21 protein-coding genes are annotated in these 19,423 nt (G+C 64.6%); 15 read left to right on the forward strand and 6 right to left on the reverse strand.

The features are described from left to right. The first annotated feature begins 24 nt into the window (after window positions 1-24). The 14 genes from hisS to VGG89_11600 are packed head-to-tail and all read left to right on the forward strand — an operon-like array spanning window position 25 to window position 12,115. Window positions 25-1,299 carry a histidine--tRNA ligase gene (gene hisS / locus VGG89_11535; GenBank protein HEY1977174.1) on the forward strand — a complete coding sequence of 425 codons (1,275 nt, stop codon included), beginning with the start codon at window positions 25-27 and terminating at the stop codon, window positions 1,297-1,299. After that, window positions 1,299-1,745: an acetyl-CoA carboxylase biotin carboxyl carrier protein gene (gene accB, locus VGG89_11540; GenBank protein HEY1977175.1), complete on the forward strand. Its 447-nt coding sequence runs from the start codon at window positions 1,299-1,301 to the stop codon at window positions 1,743-1,745. Before hisS ends, accB begins: the two co-directional genes overlap by 1 nt. After that, entirely contained in the window at window positions 1,730-2,332 is a 603-nt protein-coding gene (locus VGG89_11545; protein ID HEY1977176.1) for an SIS domain-containing protein, read from the forward strand. The genes accB and VGG89_11545 overlap by 16 nt, the downstream gene beginning before the upstream one ends. Further along, complete coding sequence (rfaE1, locus tag VGG89_11550; GenBank protein ID HEY1977177.1) at window positions 2,329-3,306, forward strand: D-glycero-beta-D-manno-heptose-7-phosphate kinase; 978 nt, start codon at window positions 2,329-2,331, stop codon at window positions 3,304-3,306. Before VGG89_11545 ends, rfaE1 begins: the two co-directional genes overlap by 4 nt. Continuing rightward, window positions 3,293-3,796, forward strand: a complete 504-nt coding sequence (locus VGG89_11555; GenBank protein ID HEY1977178.1) for an adenylyltransferase/cytidyltransferase family protein — start codon at window positions 3,293-3,295, stop codon at window positions 3,794-3,796. The genes rfaE1 and VGG89_11555 overlap by 14 nt, the downstream gene beginning before the upstream one ends. Beyond that, a complete protein-coding gene (locus tag VGG89_11560) occupies window positions 3,774-4,988 on the forward strand; it encodes a hypothetical protein (protein HEY1977179.1) in 1,215 nt (404 codons plus the stop codon). The genes VGG89_11555 and VGG89_11560 overlap by 23 nt, the downstream gene beginning before the upstream one ends. Continuing rightward, a complete protein-coding gene (locus VGG89_11565; GenBank protein ID HEY1977180.1) occupies window positions 4,985-5,878 on the forward strand; it encodes a glycosyltransferase in 894 nt (297 codons plus the stop codon). Before VGG89_11560 ends, VGG89_11565 begins: the two co-directional genes overlap by 4 nt. A gap of 3 nt (window positions 5,879-5,881) precedes the next feature. Continuing rightward, window positions 5,882-6,865: a glycosyltransferase family 9 protein gene (locus tag VGG89_11570; protein HEY1977181.1), complete on the forward strand. Its 984-nt coding sequence runs from the start codon at window positions 5,882-5,884 to the stop codon at window positions 6,863-6,865. After that, complete coding sequence (locus VGG89_11575; protein HEY1977182.1) at window positions 6,865-7,758, forward strand: glycosyltransferase family A protein; 894 nt, start codon at window positions 6,865-6,867, stop codon at window positions 7,756-7,758. Before VGG89_11570 ends, VGG89_11575 begins: the two co-directional genes overlap by 1 nt. Further along, window positions 7,755-8,735, forward strand: coding sequence for a glycosyltransferase family 9 protein (locus VGG89_11580; protein HEY1977183.1), 981 nt, complete (start codon window positions 7,755-7,757; stop codon window positions 8,733-8,735). Before VGG89_11575 ends, VGG89_11580 begins: the two co-directional genes overlap by 4 nt. Next, window positions 8,728-9,633 carry a glycosyltransferase gene (locus VGG89_11585; GenBank protein HEY1977184.1) on the forward strand — a complete coding sequence of 302 codons (906 nt, stop codon included), beginning with the start codon at window positions 8,728-8,730 and terminating at the stop codon, window positions 9,631-9,633. Before VGG89_11580 ends, VGG89_11585 begins: the two co-directional genes overlap by 8 nt. Next, complete coding sequence (gene aspS, locus VGG89_11590; GenBank protein HEY1977185.1) at window positions 9,617-11,398, forward strand: aspartate--tRNA ligase; 1,782 nt, start codon at window positions 9,617-9,619, stop codon at window positions 11,396-11,398. Before VGG89_11585 ends, aspS begins: the two co-directional genes overlap by 17 nt. A gap of 7 nt (window positions 11,399-11,405) precedes the next feature. After that, the gene (locus VGG89_11595; GenBank protein ID HEY1977186.1) at window positions 11,406-11,765 is read left to right on the forward strand and encodes a hypothetical protein; all 360 of its coding nucleotides are present in this window, start codon (window positions 11,406-11,408) and stop codon (window positions 11,763-11,765) included. Beyond that, on the forward strand, window positions 11,762-12,115 hold the full coding sequence (locus tag VGG89_11600) for a hypothetical protein (GenBank protein ID HEY1977187.1): 354 nt from the start codon (window positions 11,762-11,764) through the stop codon (window positions 12,113-12,115). The genes VGG89_11595 and VGG89_11600 overlap by 4 nt, the downstream gene beginning before the upstream one ends. Here VGG89_11600 and VGG89_11605 read toward each other — a convergent pair. Next, a complete protein-coding gene (locus VGG89_11605; protein ID HEY1977188.1) occupies window positions 12,112-12,804 on the reverse strand; it encodes a uracil-DNA glycosylase in 693 nt (230 codons plus the stop codon). The genes VGG89_11600 and VGG89_11605 overlap by 4 nt on opposite strands. Window positions 12,805-12,833: 29 nt before the next feature. Between VGG89_11605 and VGG89_11610 the strand changes: the two genes are divergently transcribed. Then, a complete protein-coding gene (locus tag VGG89_11610) occupies window positions 12,834-14,048 on the forward strand; it encodes an MFS transporter (GenBank protein ID HEY1977189.1) in 1,215 nt (404 codons plus the stop codon). Window positions 14,049-14,110: 62 nt separating this feature from the next. Here VGG89_11610 and VGG89_11615 read toward each other — a convergent pair whose 3' ends face one another. From VGG89_11615 to VGG89_11635, 5 genes are all read right to left on the reverse strand, one after another. Continuing rightward, window positions 14,111-14,623: a tRNA (cytidine(34)-2'-O)-methyltransferase gene (locus tag VGG89_11615; GenBank protein HEY1977190.1), complete on the reverse strand. Its 513-nt coding sequence runs from the start codon at window positions 14,621-14,623 to the stop codon at window positions 14,111-14,113. A gap of 84 nt (window positions 14,624-14,707) precedes the next feature. Then, window positions 14,708-15,598 (reverse strand): C39 family peptidase, encoded by an 891-nt coding sequence (locus tag VGG89_11620; GenBank protein HEY1977191.1) that lies wholly within the window; start codon window positions 15,596-15,598, stop codon window positions 14,708-14,710. Further along, window positions 15,586-17,208 carry a peptide ABC transporter substrate-binding protein gene (locus VGG89_11625; GenBank protein ID HEY1977192.1) on the reverse strand — a complete coding sequence of 541 codons (1,623 nt, stop codon included), beginning with the start codon at window positions 17,206-17,208 and terminating at the stop codon, window positions 15,586-15,588. Before VGG89_11625 ends, VGG89_11620 begins: the two co-directional genes overlap by 13 nt. Further along, window positions 17,205-18,269 carry a DUF1611 domain-containing protein gene (locus VGG89_11630; protein ID HEY1977193.1) on the reverse strand — a complete coding sequence of 355 codons (1,065 nt, stop codon included), beginning with the start codon at window positions 18,267-18,269 and terminating at the stop codon, window positions 17,205-17,207. Before VGG89_11630 ends, VGG89_11625 begins: the two co-directional genes overlap by 4 nt. Continuing rightward, window positions 18,266-19,285, reverse strand: a complete 1,020-nt coding sequence (locus VGG89_11635) for a dipeptide epimerase (GenBank protein HEY1977194.1) — start codon at window positions 19,283-19,285, stop codon at window positions 18,266-18,268. Before VGG89_11635 ends, VGG89_11630 begins: the two co-directional genes overlap by 4 nt. Between the last annotated feature and the right edge of the window lie 138 nt (window positions 19,286-19,423).

A 19,423-nucleotide genomic window follows, 5' to 3' on the forward strand; every position in this document is an offset into this window, starting at 1 on the left:
CTCGCTGTGCGAAGCAGAAGCCTCATGCCCTCGTACCTCGGCGCGCCTAGAGGCACGCAAGACTTCATTCCACCCGAATCCAGCCGCTGGATCGCGCTCGAAGCGCGCATTCACGCGCTCGCGGAGCGTTTCGGTTACGGCGAGATCCGGACGCCGACGTTCGAAGCCACCGAGCTTTTCGTGCGCGGCGTCGGCGACACGACCGACATCGTCGAAAAGGAAATGTACACGTTCGTCGATCGCGGCGAACGCAGCATGACCTTGCGTCCGGAATGGACGGCGCCCGTCGTTCGCGCCGCGCTCGAACACAATCTCTTCGGGCAAGGGCCGCTGCGGCTGTATTACGTCGGACCGATCTTTCGCTACGAGCGCCCTCAGAAAGGGCGCTACCGGCAATCGCACCAGTTCGGCGTCGAGTGTTTTGGATTTGCCGGTGCCGAAGCCGATCTCGAAGTGATCTCGCTCGCATGGGAGCTGATCCGCGGGTACGGCATCACCGATGCGACGCTCAACGTGAACTCCATCGGCGACGACGAGTGCCGGCCGCAGTATCGCGCGGCACTGCTCGAGCACTTCCGTCCGAATCTCGAAGGCTTGAGCGAAGACTCGCGGCGCCGGTTGGAACGCAATCCCTTGCGTCTGCTCGACAGCAAAGATCCCGGCGACGAAGTCTACGTGAAAACGGCACCGACGTTCGAATCGATGCTGTGCGGCGCGTGCCGCGAACATTTCGAGACGCTCAAGTCGTATCTCGATCTCGCGGGTATTCCGTTTACCATCAATCCGCGCATCGTTCGCGGTCTGGATTATTACAATCGAACCGTTTTCGAGATCACGTCGTCGGTTCTGGGTTCGCAGAGCACGGTCTGCGGCGGCGGCCGCTACGACGGTTTGGTCAAGTCGCTCGGCGGTCCCGACGTTCCCGGAGTCGGATTCGCGCTGGGCATGGAGCGGTTTCTGATGATGCTCGAAGCGCTCGGCAGTGCCGCCGAACGTCCGCGGCGCGGCATTCAAGCCGTGGCGCTCGGTGCGCAGGCCCGAGCGGCGCTCGTACCGATCGTGGCCGAGCTGCGGCGCGTTCTCGACGTGCCGACCTTTGCGGATTATCAAGATCGCAAACTGCTAGCGCACTTGAAGCTCGCCGACCGCAACCGGGCGCGCTACGCGCTCATCGCCGGCAGCGACGAACTCGCCTCCGGCGACCTGCTGCTGCGGGACCTGGAGAATCGCACCGACAGCCGCTTGCCGCTGGGCAGCGGAAAAGACGTTGCCGCGGCCATTGTAGAAGCGATGCGGTGATGGAAACGCCCGACCAAGACACTGCGACGCTCAAAGAGCTGCTCGCGCTCATGCACGAGCACGATCTCGACCGCTTGAAAGTCAAAGTCGGCGATGCCGTCTACGAAATCGTGCGTCGCGAACCCGCTGCGGCGGCCGTACCGGCGCCGGTTTCGAACGCGCCGGCAGCGCCGCCGGCAAACGAACCCTCGCCGGCGGCACCGGCGAACGTCAAGAAGATCGTCGCGCCCCTGACCGGCGTGTTCTACCGGTCGGCGTCGCCCGACGCGGAATCGTACGTCCAGATCGGCGATCGCGTCGAGAATGGCGACGTCGTCTGCATCCTCGAAGCGATGAAACTTTTCAACGAGATCCAAAGCGACTATAGCGGTACGATCGCGCGTATCGTTCCGGGCAACGGCGAACTCGTTTCGCAAGGTGAAGATCTGTTTTGGATAGAGCCGTAGATTATAAAGGCCCGCGGGGCTTCGACGAGCTGCTCGCCGATCGTCAAGGGATGCTCGATCCTCCGCACTATCGCGAACAAGTCGCCGCTATCGCCGACGCGCTCGTGACCGCTTTTCGCGCGGGGAAGAAGGTGTTGTGGTGCGGCAACGGCGGCAGTGCCGCCGAGGCGCAGCACATGTCGGCCGAACTTTCGGGCCGCTATTTGCGCGAGCGGCCGGGGCTCAATAGCGAAGCGCTCTCGGTCAACACGTCGACGTTGACGTGCATCGGCAACGATTATGGTTACGAACGCATCTTCGAGCGTCAAGTCGAAGCGTTTGCGCAGCCCGGCGACGTGGTGATCGGCTTGACGACCAGCGGCGAGTCGCGCAACATCGTGCTCGCGCTGGAAGCCGCGCGCCGGCGGGGCGCCGTCGCGATCGCATTTACCGGCAACGGCGGGGGCACCGTCGCTACGGTCGCGGATCTGTCGCTCGTCGGTCCCAACGGCTACGCGGCAATCGTGCAAGAGGTGCATCAGGTTATGGCGCACATCGTCTGCGATCTCGTCGAGCAAAAGCTGATCTTTGAGGATGGATTGGCGTGAGCGGGTTTCTCGCCCAAGCGCAGGCCGTCTTCCGGAGGGCGCGCGGGCGGAAGGTGCTGGTCGTCGGCGATCTCATGATCGACGAGTGGATTTGGGGAACGGTGACGCGCATCTCGCCCGAAGCGCCGGTACCCGTCGTCGCCGTAAGCGATCATTCGTTCACCCTGGGCGGCGCCGGCAACGTTGCCAACAACCTGCGCGCGCTCAACGTCCGCGTCGCGTTCGCGGGTACGGTAGGCGACGACGATTACGGCCGGCACGTGCGCGGGCTCCTTCGCGATCAGGACGTCGACGAAAGCGGTGTCTTCACCCTGCAAGGCCGTCCGACGACGCGCAAAACGCGGGTCGTCGCGCACAATCAGCAAGTGGTGCGGGCGGATTGGGAGAGCATCGTGCCGCTCAACGGCGTCAAACGCAAAGATTTCGCCGCGTACGTCCGCGAGCGCGCGGCGCATAGCGATGCGGTGATCTTGAGCGATTACGCCAAGGGACTGCTGTCGCGCGAGGTCGTGGAAGCCGCGCTCGAAGCGCCGCTCGTGCTCGCCGATCCGAAACCTCAGAATCTCGAGATGTTCGCCGGCGTCACGTGCGTCGCGCCCAACGTTCACGAGGCGGAGATCGCCAGCGGCGTCAACATCGTCGACGACAAATCGCTCGAGTCCGCGGGCGTCCGGCTGCTGCGCCGGCTGAAGTGCCGGTACGTCGTGATCACGCGCGGCGAACACGGCATGGCGTTGTTCGGAAGAAACGGCGAACGCCTTTCGGTTCCGTCGGTCGCGCACACGGTCTACGACGTAAGCGGCGCCGGCGACACGGTGATCGCGACGCTCGGCGTCGCGCTGTCGACCGGAGCGACGATCAAGGCCTCGATGATGCTTGCCAACTATGCGGCGGGCGCGGTCGTCGAAAAACTCGGAACCGCTACCGCTTCGCCGCGCGAAATCCTTGCGCTGGTGCGTCATGCTCGACCGTAATTTCTTCGGGCAGCTGCTGTCGTGGGACGAAGCCGCGGCGTTTCGCAAAGAGCTGGGCGCCGAAGGCAAGCAAGTCGTTTTTACGAACGGCTGCTTCGACGTACTGCACGCCGGCCACGTCGAGTATCTGGCGTGGGCGCGCGCTCAAGGCGACGCGCTGGTCGTGGGGCTGAACGAAGACGAGTCGGTGCGACGCCTCAAAGGCGAACGGCGTCCGATCGTACCGTTCGCGGATCGCGCGAAGACGCTATTGGCGCTGCGCAGCGTCGACGCCGTCGTCGGCTTCGGCGAGTCGACGCCGGAAGCGCTGCTCGATCGCATTCGCCCCGACGTTCACGTCAAGAGCGACCAATATAGCCCCGACGAGCTCCCCGAACGAACCGTCGTGCTCGCGCACGGCGGGCGCATCGCGCTCGCGCCGCACGTCGCAGGACGAAGCACGACCGACGTTATCGCTTCGATCATCGATGCGTATAGCCGTCACAGCTAACGGGCCGGGCGAAGTCGCCGGCTGGCTGCGTCCGCTGCTGCGTTCGCTCTACGGACGCGCGCCGGAGACCGACGCACACGTTTTTCTGGTTCCCGACGAGTACGCGACCGGCTTCGAGGCGCAGACCGTCAAGTCGCTGTTTCCACAGGCGCACGTCTACGATCCGAAATCCTACGTGCGCTTTGCGCTCGGCCGCCACGTCGAAGGCGTTCCGAACGACGTCGACGTCGTGCTGTATATCGGCGGCGATCTGCTGCACGCCGCCCGCGTGCACTCGCGACTCAAAGGAAAGGCCGCGACCTACAAGTTCTCGCGGCCGCGCTATCGCAATCTCTTCGAGCGCGCGTTTGCCGTCGACGAACGCAACGTCGAGCAGCTTACCGGCTGGGGAACGCCCAGCGACCGCATCGTGCGCGTCGGGAACTTGGCGATCGACGGTGCGCTGCTCGAGGCCAGCGCCCCGGTCGAACCGGGAACGCCCGACGACGGCATCTTGATCATGCCGGGATCGCGCCCGTACGAGGTCGCCAATCTCGTGCCGTTTTACTTCACCGCCGCGCTGCGCATCTTGCGCGAGCGCCCCGGTTTGCCGATCGCGTTCGGCATCTCGCCGTTTACGCCACGCGACAAGCTGCGTGCCGCGATCGAGCGCGGCGGCGATCCGCGCGTGTTCTCACGGCGCGGCCGGTTGACCGCCGCGCACGGACAGACGTTCGTCGAATCACTCGAAGGCGACGTTCGCATCCCGGTGGTCAGTAACGCTCTCGCCGCCGCAACGCGCGCGCGCTTGGTGCTCACGATTCCCGGAACCAAGACGATCGAACTCGCGGTACTCGGCAAGCCGGCGATCACGATCACGCCGCTCAACGCGCCGGAAATCGTCACGTTTAACGGTCCGCTGACGTATCTCGATCGCATTCCGCTGGTCGGCGTTCCGCTCAAACGTGCGGTCGCCGTGGCCCTGTCGAAGCGCTTCGAATACCACACCCAGCCCAACATCGACGCGGGCGACATGCTCGTTCGCGAAGTGCACGGCACCATCACGCCCGGCCGTATCGCGCGCATCGCGCTGGAACGCTACGACGACGCGGCGTGGATCGCGTCGATCGGAAGCCGGCTATCAGAACTGTACCGTCAACACGCCGGTGCCGCCGACCGCATGGCGGGCGAGCTGCTCGCACTAGCCGCATGACGCCCCAAGTCTCCGTCGTCATTGCGACGAAGGATCGCGCCCGCTATCTCGAGCGCGCGCTCGGTTCGCTCGCGCGGCAGAAAGAGGCGCCGCCGTTCGACGTCATCGTCGTCGACAACGGGTCGAGCGACGATACGCCGCAGGTCGTCGCCCGCGCGAACGAAACGTCAGGCGTCGCCGTGCGCTACGAGCGCGAACCCGAACCCAATCGCGGCAAGGCGCGCAATCGCGCCATCGCGGTTGCGACCGGCGACGTCGTCGTCTTTTGCGACGACGACGTGCAAGCGCCCCCGACCTGGGTGGCGGCACACGCGCGCGCGCACGCGCCCGGCGAACCGGCGGTCGTCGACGGCCCGATTCTCAACGTCGCGTCGTACGACGATCGTCCCAAACCGCGGTTCACGAACTACTCGCGCGCGTTTCTGTGCACGTGCAACGCGTCGGTGCCGCGCCGTGCGCTCGCGGCAACGGGCGCGTTCGACGAAAGCTTCAACCTGTACGGCTGGGAAGACACCGAGCTGGGCGTACGCCTGCGCGAAGCCGGCCTTGTGTGGAGATTCGCGTGGGATGCGTATATTTGGCACATCAAGCCGCCGAACGAAAACACCATCGAGGTCGAGGCGCGCAAGGCTTTCGAGAAGGCGCGCATGGCCGGGCGCTTTCTGATGAAGCACCCTTCGCGGCGCGCGCGCTTGGCGACCGGCGCGCACCCCGCGAACGTTTTGCGCGGCCGTTTTCTAACGCCCGAAGCGCTTCTCACCTTGTACGCCGGCGTTGCGACGGCCGAGCGCATTCCCGGCTGGCTTCGTGCGTTCGCTCGAACGCAGTTTCTCGACGGCGTCTACACGCGCGAGCTGGTGCGCTCGATCCGCGGAAACGATGAGCCCTAATCCGTGCGAGCGCTTTTGTATTGTGCCGGCGGCGGGATCGGCGACTCGCTGGTGGCCTCGGTGGTCGCCCGCGCGCTGCATCAAAAATACGAGGTGGTCGACGCGCTCACGCTGCCGGGACACCGCGCGACGCTCGAGCGCGTGCCCGACGTCGACGGCGTTCTGGCAGACGACGGTGAACCCGAGCGTGCGCTGGCGGACGCGCTCTCGCTGCGTTCCTACGATCTCTGCGTCGTCACTTGGGCGACGTCGCGCACCGCGCGAGTTCCGCAGCTCGCGCGCATTCCCGTGCGCGTCGGTCAAGCGCGGCGTATCTACTCGTTTCGGTTTACCCAAGCCGTACCGATTCGCAGCGAGACCGGGGACGTGACCTCGCACTGGAGCGACATTCTGCTCGACTACGCACGCGCGGCCGGCTGCGATACGCCCGATCGCGCCTATCGCTTCGCGCCGACCGCTCAGGATGAGGAAGAAGCTCGCGCCATTGCAGACGAAAACTTCGTCATCCTCAATCCGTGTAATGCGGTTGCGAGCAAACGCGGCATTTGGCCCGTCGAAGGCTGGGTAAAGTTGGCGTTGCAGCTGCAAGATCGGTTTGGGGGGCGCGTGCTGGTCAGCGGGTCTCCCGCCGACGCACCGATCGCCGATGCCGTCGAGAGCGCGGCGCATCGCGACACCATCGTCTCCATTGCTGGGGAGCTCGGTATCGGCGCGTTCGGCGCGCTGGCCAAACGCGCGCGCGGATTCGTCGGCATCACGACGGGATCGATGCACGTCGCCGCGGCGGTGGGATGTCCGACCGTTGGAATCTTTCCGTTTCAAACCGACTATCCCGATCGATGGGCGCCGCTGGGAGCGCGAACCGCGGTCGTGCGGCCGTCGTATCCATGTCATAAAGGCGACACGAAGGAAAACTGCCGCGACTACGCCTGCGTCGCGAGCCTCGAGGTCACGCGCATCGTCGCCGCCGCGGAAAGCATCCTGTGATGCGCGCGACGATTCAGCTCTGTACCTATAACCGCGCGGCGCTGCTCGAGCGCGTGCTCGACGCGTGCTTCGAGCAGACGATCCCCGAGCGATCGTACGAAGTCGTGCTGGTCAACGACGGATCGACCGACGATACGCCGGCCGTCATCGAGCGGGCGCGCGACCGCGCGAACTGCCGGTTCGTCGTCGTCGATCAGGCCAACGCGGGGTTGGCAAAAGGACGCAACGCCGGCATCGCGCGCGCGAGCGGCGAGCGGATCGTCTTCATCGACGACGACGTCCTGCCGCTGCCGACGTTCTTGGAAGAACATCTGCGCTCGCACGCGTCCCATCCGCAGGCCATCGTGCGCGGCGGGGCGATCAACGTCGAGAGCTTCGACGACTTACCGCCGCCCCTGTGGACGATCAAGAACTATAGCGGCAACTACTTTTGGACGACCAACGTGTCGGTGCCGTTAGCGACGATGCGCGGCATCGGCGGATTCAACGAAACCTTTTCCGAGTACGGATGGGAAGACATCGACGTCGGGCTGCGCTTGCGCGCGCGCGGCGTGAAGGCGGTGTTCAATCCCAAAGCGCTGGCGTATCATTTCAAGCCGCGTCTGCGCGCGCGCGACGTCGAGAAGATGATTCGCCAAGCGCGAGCGCAGGCGCGCACCGCCGTGGTGCTCGTGGGTTTGCATCCGCACTGGCGCGCCTACCTCACGACGGGAATCAATCCGGCGCAACGGGGCGCGCACGCGCTGTTCGGCCGTCTGAGCAGCGAACGCCGATTGCGGGCGCGCCTGGGAGATCTTTCGTCGGATCGCGTTCTGACCCCGCGCGAGGAACGCGCCGCGCGCGCCCTCGCCGCGCAAGCGTATTTCGACGAAATCGAACGCGCCTTGAAGTGAAAATTCTTCTGTCGCGCACCGATCGCATCGGCGACTTGATTCTGTCGACGCCGGCGATTGCAACGGTTCGCGCCTCGTTCCCCGACGCTCACGTCACGATGGTGACGAGTCCGTATAACGGCATCGTGATGGAGCGCAACGACGACGTCGACGAACTCGCCGTGCTCCCGCGTGAGGTACGTCCCGCGACGTTCGGTGAAGCCCGCAAAGGATACGACATCGCGATCGCGCTGGCGCCGCGTGCGGTCGACCTGCAGCTGGTCGGCGCGACGCGCGCGCCGCTGCGGGTCGGCTACACGTACGAGCGTCGATGGGTCGCGCGCCTCACCGCGCCGCTTTACGTCAATCGTCTGATGGTGTCGGAGGCCGATCCCGACCTCAGCGATCGCTTTCCGCAACGCGTCGTCCGTCACGAAGTCGTGCAGCTGCTCGATCTGGTCGGATTGGCCGGCGCGCACGACCGCGTCGAAGCGCTGCGGCTGGACTTGATCGAGGACGATCGTGCCGTCGCCCGCGAGCTGCCGCGCGATCCGATCGTCCTCCATCTCGGCATGCGATGGTTCAGCGGTGGAAGCACCCTGGAAAGCACGCTGGCGCTGGTGGAGCGGCTTGCGGCGCTGCGGCCGCTGGTCATCACCTGTGCGGCCGAGTGCGAGGAGTTCGCCGCGTACTTCGAGGGCAGCCCGCACGTCGCGGCCTTCCTGCGGGGACTCCCGTTTCATCAGTGGGCCGCGGTCTTCGAGCGTGCCGGTGCCGTCGTCACCGTCGATACCGGTGCGACTCATGTCGCAAGCGCCGTGCAGAGGCCCTTGGTCGTGGCTTTCGAACATCGGTTCTTCCGCCTGAACTCGCAAGAGTGGGCGCCGTACGGCGTGCCGCACGTCCTCGTTCGCAAACCCGTCACTGCGGAGGACGAGTCCCTCGCGCGATTTCGGGACGAAATCGTCACCGGCGTTGTGCAATTATTAGATGCTTGATCTCTCGGTCGTCATTCCGACCTACAACCGCCTCGATACCTTGCAGCACGTCGTTCCGACGCTGCTCGCGCAAGACGTCGCGCGCGACCGTTACGAAATCCTCGTCTGCGACTCCAACTCGACCGACGGGACCGCCGAGTATCTGGCACGCGTTTCGTCGGGAGCGAGCAACGTGCGCCACTTGCCGGCTGCCTACGGCGGACGCGCGGCGGCACGCAACGCCGGCGTCGCGGCCGCGCGGGGACGCATCGTGCTGTTCAACGACGCCGACATCCTCGCGTCGCCCGATCTGTTGGCGCGTCACTTAGGCCGCCACGCCGAGCGCTCGCACGTCGCGGTCGTCGGCTTGGAAGTGCAAGTCAAGAATCTCGAGGACTATGCGTATAAGCGCGATCATCCCGAAGCGCGGGGCAGCCTGCATCCGGAAACGCGCAAACGGCTGTCGTGGCTCTACTTCCTCACGGGCAACGCGTCGGTGGAGCGCGACGATCTGCTGCGCGTCGGCAGCTTCGACGAAAGCTTCACCGGCTACGGTCACGAGGATCTCGAGCTCGGCTATCGGCTCGAGCGCGCCGGCGTCGAGATCGTCTACGAACCGCTGGCCGTCAACTACCACTGCCAAGACGTCTCGGTGGGCGATCAAAAGGAAAAGATGAAACTCGCCGGTCGCTCGACGGTGCGTTTCTATCGCAAGCATCCGGATTTTCGCGTCAAGCTCAACCTCGGAATGACGCCCGTTTCGCTCGGGCTGCATTCGCTGCTAACCTCCGTCCCGTCGGTGCTGGGCTACTTCGACGACCGGGCCGATCGCTCGAAATTCGCGCGCGATCTCATTTGGCAGTACTATTACGTTTCCGGTATTAAGGAAGCACTTGGAAGTCATGAAAACCATGCATAGAGGGAAACTCGCGTGCGGCACGCTGCGGGCGGCCGACGAAGGAACGACGGCCGAGCTTTTCGGTTGGGTAAATCGCCGCCGCGATCACGGCGGTTTGATTTTCGTCGACCTGCGCGATACCGCGGGCGTCACGCAGATCGTCTTCGATCCCCAGCACCCCAGCTTTCGCGACGCCGAGCATCTGCGCCACGAAGACGTGCTGCGCGTGCGCGGCACGGTGCGCCGGCGTCCGGCGGGTACGGAAAACCCGAAGCTGCCGACGGGCGAGATCGAAGTCGGTGTCGAGGAGCTCGAGATTCTCAACCGTTCGCAAGTGCCGCCGTTCTCGGTGAACTCCGACGATCCGGTCGACGAAAACCTGCGCATGGAATACCGCTATCTGGACTTGCGGCGCGCACGCATGCAGCGCAACTTGCGCGTTCGCCACCGCATCGTCAAAGCGGTTCGCGATTTCTTCGACTCGCGCGATTTCGTGGAGATCGAAACGCCGATGCTCATGAAGTCGACGCCGGAGGGGGCGCGCGACTATTTAGTTCCCAGCCGCCTGCATCCCGGTTCGTTCTACGCGCTGCCGCAGTCGCCGCAGATGCTCAAGCAGATTCTCATGATCGCCGGCTTCGGGCGCTACATGCAAATCGCGCGCTGCATGCGCGACGAGGACCTGCGCGCCGACCGTCAGCCCGAGTTCACGCAAGTCGACGTCGAGATGTCGTTTTGCACGCAAGACGAGGTGCTCGAAACGATGGAATCGTGCGTCCGCTACGTCTGGAAAACCGTGTTGGAGATCGATTTGCCGCCGTTTCCGCGCTTGACCTACGACGAGGCGATGTCGCGTTACGGCGTCGACAAGCCCGATCTGCGGTTCGGTCTCGAGCTCGCCGACGTGAGCGACGCGTTCCGCGCGACCGAGTTCGTCGTGTTTTCATCGGCGCTGAGCGCCGGCGGATCGATCGTCGCGTTGCGCTATCCCGGGGGCGCGTCGCTGTCGCGGCGCGATTTCGACGCGCTTACCGAGACCGCCAAGCAGTTCGGCGCCAAAGGCATGGTATGGATCGCCTACGGTCCCGACGGCGTTAAGTCGTCGGCAGCCAAGTTCCTGAGCGATGCCGACTTGGCCGCCGTTCGCACGGCCGCCAAATCCGAATCTGGTGACGCCGTGCTGCTCTTTGCCGACACCCGCGCGCTCGCGTACGGCGTCGCCGGAAGGATGCGCAACGAAGTCGGCACGCGCTGTGGTCTGCGCGACGAAGCCACGTTCGCGTTTTGCTGGGTGACCGGATTCCCGTACCTCGAAATGGACGAGGAGACCGGAAAGCCCGTTCCGTCGCACCATCCGTTCACGGCTCCCGGCGAGGGTCAGTGGGAGCTCATCGAAACCGATCCCATGCAAATGCGCGCCCAGCATTACGACATGGTGCTCAACGGCTACGAGCTGGGGTCGGGATCGATCCGCATTCACAAGCCCGAGCAGCAGCGGAAGATCTTCGAGATGCTCGGCCTGAGCCCGCACGACGTCGAGGAGCGCTTCGGCTTCTTCGTCCGGGCCCTCGACTACGGGGCGCCCCCGCACGGCGGCATGGCACTGGGGGTCGATCGGATCGTCATGCTCGCCTGTGGCGAGGAGAACATCCGCGAGGTCATTGCCTTCCCGAAGAACCAGGTCGGCCGCGATCTGATGATGGACGCGCCCGCCGAAGTTCCGGAGCAAAACTTGCGAGATCTTTACCTTCGGAGCACGGTCCCCGGACAAAGTGGCGGCCGATAATCGAACCGTGGGAGTGTGCGCTCGCTTCGCGGCCTTGGCGGTCGCGTTGGCGTTATCGTGCGCGAGTACGGCCTCGGCCTTCTCGCCCGGCCCGTCGTGCGGCGAGAAGTCGTTCATGTCGCCGGCCGGGGTCGGCTTTCGCATCCTGTTCGCCAACAACGGCGCGGTTCAACAATACGTCGTTACGGCGAAGGCCGATAATCCCGAGGCCGTCAACGACGCCCGCTTGTCGCTGGAGAACACGTACGGTCCCGCCGCCATTAACGCCCCGCCGCTCAAGGTCATTTCCTTCCGTCCGGGCGAAAACGGCATGATGGTTCCGGACAAAGCCGTCGACTCGTGCGGCCGAACCCTCTCGTTTAATTGAACAAGCTTTGCGCGATCGCGCTGCTCGCTGCAATGACCGGTTGTTCGCCGGCACATCGCGGTGCCGAGTCGAGCGGGTCGCCTGCGCCGCTGGGGTCGTGCGAATCCCGCATCATGGAGTTCGACGGCGCCGAAGTGGTCGTCACGAGTAACGTCGACAGCAGTCTGGCTTCGGTGGAGATCGTCAAAGCGCCCAATGCCGAGGCTCGCTCGCGTGCGGTCGACGATGCGATTCACTCGTTCGGCGCGGTGCGGCGCGACACGCGCGTCGTGACGCGCCAATCGAAATGGGGGTTGTCGACGTTGACCGATCCGTGCGGCCGTCCCGTCGCGCCGCGGTCACCGCACTAGCGAACGTTCAAGAGTTCGTTGGCGCGAGTGAAGATCGCGTCGAACATCGGAACGGTAAGCACACCCGTATTCGTGTTTTGCCTACTCGGATGGTACGACGCAATCGCAACGACGGAACGCTTGCCTTTGGTCGCAACAACTTCGGCACCGTGCGCGAATTTGGGTTTGGCCGGATCGAGCGAGAAGCCGCGTTCCCGCAGCACGCGCAGGACGGCGTCGAACCCGATCGACCCTAAACCGACGGCGACGCGCAGCTTGCGCAGCGCATCGAACTCTTCCAACAAATAGGGAAAACAGTTGCGCAGCTCGCCGGGCGTCGGCTTATTGCCGGGCGGAGCGCAGCGCGCCGCCGCCGTGATCAGACAATCGCGCAAGGTCAGACCGTCGTCGCGATCGGTCGCCTTCGGCTGCGACGCGAACCCGGCGCGGTAGAGCGCGGGATAGAGAAAGTCGCCCGACGCATCGCCGGTGAACGGGCGTCCGGTCCGGTTGCTGCCGTGGGCGCCCGGCGCGAGCCCCACGAGCACGAGCCGCGCGTTTGCCGGTCCAAAAGCCGGGACGGGCTTCCCCCAATAGTCGCAATCGCGGTGCGCGCGTTTCTTCTCGCGCGCCACCGCCGCGGTGTAGGCGCGCAGCTCGGGACAGCGCGTGCACCGGACGACGGCGCGTTCGATCTCCGCAAGGGTCACGCGAGCATGCTTCGCCAAGGTACGTCTCGATGCCCATGGCCACTGCCGCGACGGTTGCGTCGCCCGACGTTCAAACATTAGATCGCAGAGGAATCACGCTGTTATCGGTGGCGCACGTCTTTAACGATGCGAACCAGAGTGCGTTGCCGGCGATCATTCCGTGGCTCATCGCGCATCGCGGGTTGTCGCTCACGGCGGCCGCGACGCTCGTCTTGGCGATGAATCTGTCGTCGTCGGTCGTGCAGCCGCTTTTCGGTCATCTTTCCGATCGCCGTTCGCTGGCTCCGGTCATTCCCGCGTCGCTGTTTCTGGCCACGTTGGGAACGGCGATGATCGGTTTCGCTCCGTCGATGACGATGATGCTTGTAGGGGCGCTGATTTCGGGGATCGGCGTGGCCGGCTTCCACCCCGAAGCGTCGCGTTTTGCCAACTATTTCGCAGGTTCGCAGCGCGCGACGGGGATGAGCTGGTTTACGACCGGCGGCTATCTCGGATTTGCGATCGGCCCGATCGTCATCACGCCGCTGCTGCTCGTCTTCGGTCTGCACGGCACCGCGTTTCTCTTGGTGCCGGGAACGATTCTCGCAATACTCGTGACTCGCGACTTACCGCGCTTTGCACAAGCACGCGCGCGCGTGCACCACGCGCATCGGCAGCGCGCCGGCACCGACGACTGGCGCGGATTTTCGATCATGTCGGTCGTGGTGGCTCTGCGCTCGACCGTCTTTTTTGCGGCCGTGACGTTTACGCCGATTTTCGCGATCACCGTGACGCACGTCGATAAAGCGGTCGCCGCCATCGCGCTCGCGGCGATGCTGCTGGCCGGAGCGCTCGGAACGCTGTACGGCGGCCGGCTCGCCGATCGAGTCGATCGGCGCCGCGTCGTCTTCATCTCGCTGATCTTCACGACGCTGTTCGGCGCGGCAATCGTCGCGCTCGGCCGCTTCTTTCCGGAGTTTGCGCTGCTGGTGCCGCTGGCGATGGCGTTCGGATTCGCGATCGGTTTGTCGGCGGGCGTGATCGTCGTCATGGGACAAGAGTATTTGCCGCAGCGCATCGGCATCGCGGCCGGCATGACGCTGGGATTATCGGTCACGATCGGCGGATTGGCGGCGCCGCTCTTCGGCGCGATCGGCGATCGCTTCGGACTCGTACCGGTGTTCGGCGCGGCGACGCTCTTCGCGGTTGCCGCGTTGGCAATGTCGACCTTCATGCCGCTTCCGCCGCACCTCAAACGCGCGTAAAGCGCAAACTGTCATCCTGAGCGTAGCGAGCGAAGCGAGCGAAGTCGAAGGGCAGGCGAATGCTACGCCAAGCCGGGAAATCCGAGTTTCGCGAGCGCGGCATACGTTGCGATGCCTACCGCAGTCGAAAGATTAATGCTGCGCACGCTGTCTTCACGCATCGGAATACGGAGCGCACGTTCGGGGTTGCCGGCGATCAACTCGCGCGGCAATCCCTTCGTTTCCTTGCCGAAGACGAGCACGTCGCCTCGTGCAAAGGCGGCTTCGTCGTAGCGGCGCGTCGCGCGCGTTGAGAAGAACCAGCGGTTGAGTGATGCGGTCGCTTCTAAGAATGCGTCGAGCGACGGATGCACGACGAGGACGACCGCGTGCCAATAATCGAGCCCGGCACGCTTGAGCTCCCTGTCGTCGATTCGAAATCCGAGCGGCTCGACGAGATGCAGCGCGCATCCCGTTGCGGCACAGAGGCGAGAGACGTTGCCGGTATTCGGCGGAATCTCCGGTTCGACGAGTGCAATATGCAGCGGAACGCCGCGCAGCGATTCGGCTGGAACTATTCTTTCCGTTGGCTGCATTACGTTATGATTCGCCTGCCCTTCGACTTCGCGCCTTCGGCGCTACGCTCAGGATGACAAGGGGAGCTACGATGACAAGGGGAGCTACGATGACAAGACGTCGGCGTAGTCGATGCCGGCCGGCGCGATCACGAAGGCGACGCCGTTGTTGCGTTGCCAGATCCGCTCGATCGCGGCGCGCGGGTAGACGGCGCGCACGTGCGGCGCCGCCGGATCGTTCACCGCGCAGTCGCCCGTGCTCGTAAAGCCGGTCAGCACCACGAGATGTCCGTCGCTGCGTTCGATCGGCGCACCCGGCAGCTCGCCAGGCGCCCACGAGTACGACAGCACCAGCGGAAGATTGCGTTCGATGAGGCGCTGCGCGTGATCGAGATTACGGAAGTGCCCGACGACGGCCCGCAAGCCGAGGCTGCCGGAAAACGCCGCGTTGAACGACCAGTTGCCCGTTCCGTTGTACGCGCGGTCGAAGATGGCGCGCGCGGTATCTTCGACCGAAACGTCGACACCGTGATACGCATTGACCATCGAAAGACTCGCGGCGCTGCACCAGCCGCGTTCGCCCTCCTTGACGTATTGCGAGCGCGTGGGAACGTCGAGGATGTGCGCGCCGCGCGCGTACGGCAGCGACGGCACGGGGCGCCCCGGCGCGGAGAACGCGACGAGGTTGAACTCGACCTCGCGCGCGCGCACCTCGATCCCGTCGAAGAGGCGGTCGCAGCTCAGCACGTCGACGTCGACGTGTACGCCTCCGCCGTCGGGACTGAACGACTTCGAGCCGGTCGGATGCCACTCGGCGAAGTTCATCCAGGACGTCGCCGGCGCGTGCGCCTGGAGCAGACGAAACTCGATGCGTCCGGCCGGCGCGAAGGTGTTCCAACTCAAGACGCCGCCGCGCGACGGCGTTAGCAGCAGCCGTGCGCTTTCGCGCGCGCCGGTCACTTGCGCGAATCCGGAAAGCTCCTCTAGATGCTCCATTGCCAGGCGTTCCACGTGTCGGCTAAAAATGCGGCCGGCTCGTAGTTCTTGACGTCCGTATTGACCGCCGTGTAGTTCATTTGCCAGCTGAAGAACACGCTGGGCACCAGTTCGCGTATGCGCTCCTCTTCGCGCTGATAGAGCGCTTTGCGTTTAGCCGGATCGAAGGTGCTCGCGGCCGCTTCGCTGGTGGCGTTGACGATCGGATCGTTGAGCCACGTCGTATTGGCGCCGTTGGGCGGAATGTACGCCGCGCTCCAGTTGCCGGTGTTGTCGGGATCGGGGCCGTTCGTGTCGACCGACCATTCCAGATCGTACTTGCCGGTGTAGAGCGGGCCGTTCTGCGCGAACAGATAGCTGCCGGGGAAGTTGCGCACCATCAAGTCGATGCCCAGCGGGTGCAGAAACGACTGCATCATGACTTGAGATTGCGTGTTCTCTTCGTGGCCGGTGGTCGCATAGATCGTCAAGTGCATCGCGAGGGGCCCTTTGTGCAGCACGCCGTCGCCGCCCATCTTCCAGCCCGCGTCAGCCAGCAGCTTGCGTGCGTCGTTGGGGTCGTAGCGGTACGGCGGCAGGGCCGGTGCGGCCCACAGCAGCGGATAGACGTCGGAAACGGCGAGCCGATCGTAGCCGCGATAAATCGTGTCGTTGATGCGCTTCCAATCGACGGCTTCGGAGATGGCGCGGCGGACGCGCACGTCGGCGAGCAGCGGATGGCTCAAGTTCATGTCGAGATGCCGCCAGTTTCCGATGAGCCGCCTGTCGACCGCGATGCCTTGGATCGTAGCGAGCCGCGCGATCGCGCTCGGCGGCGTGACCGCCGGATACACGTCGACTTCGTGCGTCGCGAGCTGATTGAAGAGCGTGTTCGTGTCCGGAACGACCTTCCAGATGAGTTCCTTGAGTTTCGGCGCGCCGCGGAAGTAGCGCGGATTGGGAACGAACTCCAGCGACGAACCGTGGTTCCAGGCTTTGAGCAGATACGGTCCGCTGGAAATCGGCTTGCTGTTGAACTCCGACGAGTTGATGTTCGGTGACTTTGCGAGAAGATGTGCGGGCATCGGCGGATACGCGGCGCCGCTCATGGTCAGAATACCCAGCACCTCGACGCTGGGGCGTTTGAGGTGCAGCACGATCGTATAGGGATTCGGCGCGCTCGCCGATGCGATCAGATCCCAGCCGTAGCGCGTCTTGACGTTGTTCTGTGGGTTCATCACCGCGCGATACGTGAAGAGCCAGTCGGCCGCGGTCAACGGCGCACCGTCGGACCACACGACGCCTTTGCGCAGATGCACGACGATCGTCCTGCCGTCGCGCGAGATGCCCCCGTTGGCCGGCGTCGGAACCGCGGTTGCCAAATCGGGAATGTAGTTGCCGTTCGCATCGACCCGCATGAGAAACGAGAAGAGCAGCGGCGCAATATTATCGGTGGCCCACGTGTGACCGTACATCAAGTTGAGACTGTCGGGTTCCTCGGGAGCGCCGATCCGCAAGACGCCGGGGATCGTCCACGGATTCCGATTGCCCGTGCCGGTGCTCTGGGGTTTCGAGCAGGCCGCGCACGCGGCCGCCAACGCGATCGCGAGGAGGCGGCGCGCCAGACTCACGCCGGCGCGATCCGCAGCAGCGACCGCTTCTCGATGTGCGGCGCGATCTCGTCGTAAAAACGATAGGGTAGGTGCCGCACGACGTCATCGACGGGGAGGCCCGTTTCGCGCCGCGCGCGGCCGATCTCTTCGCCGGCGCGCTCGTCGGAGAGTCCGCGCGTATTGAGCGCGATGCCGATCACTTTTGCGGGCTTGATCGTAGCAAGCAGTCTTTCGTGGATATCGATGAGGTCGCGATAGCTCAAGGTCGGCGTTTCGAACGATTCGATGTGCGTGCGCGTCGGATCGCAAACGAGCACCAACCCGTCGGGCGCCGATCCGGTCATCAGCGCCAGCGTTACCGGGGCGTACGCGGGATGGTTGATCGAGCCCTGACCCTCGACGACGATGAGATCGGCGCCTTCGTGCGCGGCGTAGAGCACGAGTTGCTCCGTTGCGCCGGGAGCAAAATCCGAGATCACGCGATCCACCGAGATACCCCAGCCCGCGATCATGATGCCGGTCTGTCCCGTCGGCACGAAGCGCGCTTTGGTTCCCTTTTCCGTTGCGGCGCGAACGAGCTCGAGTGCGACCGTCATTTTGCCGACGGCGCAATCGTTGCCCACCATCAAGAGAATCGGCGCGACTACGTCGTAGACGGCGCCGCTGAAGATCGGCGTGTCCGGCGGTTTGCGTACGTCCCAAATCTCCACGCCGGCGCTCTCGGCTGCCGCTCGAAACTCGTCGTCGTCGCCGAGCATGTCGTGCAGGCCGCTCACAATTTCCAGTTTTGCCGCGATCGCGTCGAGCACGGCCTGACGCCAATCGTCCGGCAGTGCGCCACCCTTGGGCGCGGTGCCTATGAGCAATGAGGTCGGTTTAAACTCGAGTGCCCGATCGACCGTCGCGACGATCGGCGCGGTGCTGCGCAGATGCGGCAGTACGTCGGCGACGGTTTTGCCGGCGTATTCGGCATCGATGACCGCGACGACGTCGTCCGCACCGTAGGCAATGACGCCGTGCGCGGTTTTCGCGTCCCCGGCGAAACGTCCGGGCGCGAGAATGGCGTACCGGCGCTTCACGTCAGCGCCGTTTCTTTCACACCTAAACCGGGAGCATCGGGAAGTACGATCTTTCCGCGATCGTACGTGATGCCGGCAAACGGATCGCGTGCGGTCAAAAACGGGCCGTCGATGTCGGCCCAATCGACCAGCGGCGAGAGGTGAGCGGCCGCGGTTGCGGCGATCGCGCTCTCGACCATGCAGCCGAGCATGACCTTCATGCCCATCGCACGCGCCGTGTGAATCATCGCAAGTGCGCCGCGGATACCGCCGGTCTTGGCGAGCTTGACGTTGACGCCGTCGACGCAACCGTAGAGCTGCGGCAGATCGCTTGCGACCATCGAATCTTCATCGGTAACGATAGGGATCGATACGCGCTCGCGAACGGCGCGCAGGCCTTGCGGATTTCCGGCCGGAATCGGCTGCTCGCAGAACTCAATGTCGAAGCGCTCGAGCTCGCGCAAAACCTCCACCGCCGTTTCGACGTCCCAACCTTCGTTGGCGTCGATGCGAACGATACCGCGATACCGCTGCCGAATCAGCGTCATCGTTTCGACTTGCTCGGCAACCGAGCCGAGTCCGAGCTTCACCTTGAGAATCGGATGATCGCCCACTTCGGCAACCTTGCGGATCGTCGTTTCGGGATCCGCGATGCCGATCGTGAACGACGTGACCGGGGTCAACGACGGATCGAGCCCGAGCAGCGCGTACAGCGGCTTACCGAGGTCTTTTCCGATCAGGTCGTGCAGCGCCAGGTCCAGACCGCCGCGCGCGGCGGGCGGAATGCCGTCGTGCAGCAGCGCTTCGAGGTTATACGGATCGTCCGACGCGAGTGCGTGCGTCGCAAAGTAGTCGATGACGCTTTCAACCGACTCGTCGTAGCGCTCGACCGGCGCGGCTTCGCCCAATCCCTCGAGCTCGCCGTATCTGACGCGCACCAGCGCCGTGCGGGAGACCGTCTCTTCGCCGCGCGCGATCTTAAACGGATGGACGAGCGGCAGCTCCAGCGATGAAACCGAAACCGAAAGCGCTGACATACGGTGCGCATTTCCATTTCTTAGTCCGCTATCCTCGAAGGACTTGACGGCCGGTGGTAAGGTAGAGGGGCTCGACTGCGCATGGCGCGCAACGTGCTTTGGTGCCGAACCGACTAGTTGACTAAGGGAGCATCAGCT

The organism is Candidatus Baltobacteraceae bacterium, from assembly GCA_036488875.1.
Lineage (GTDB): Bacteria > Vulcanimicrobiota > Vulcanimicrobiia > Vulcanimicrobiales > Vulcanimicrobiaceae > JAFAHZ01.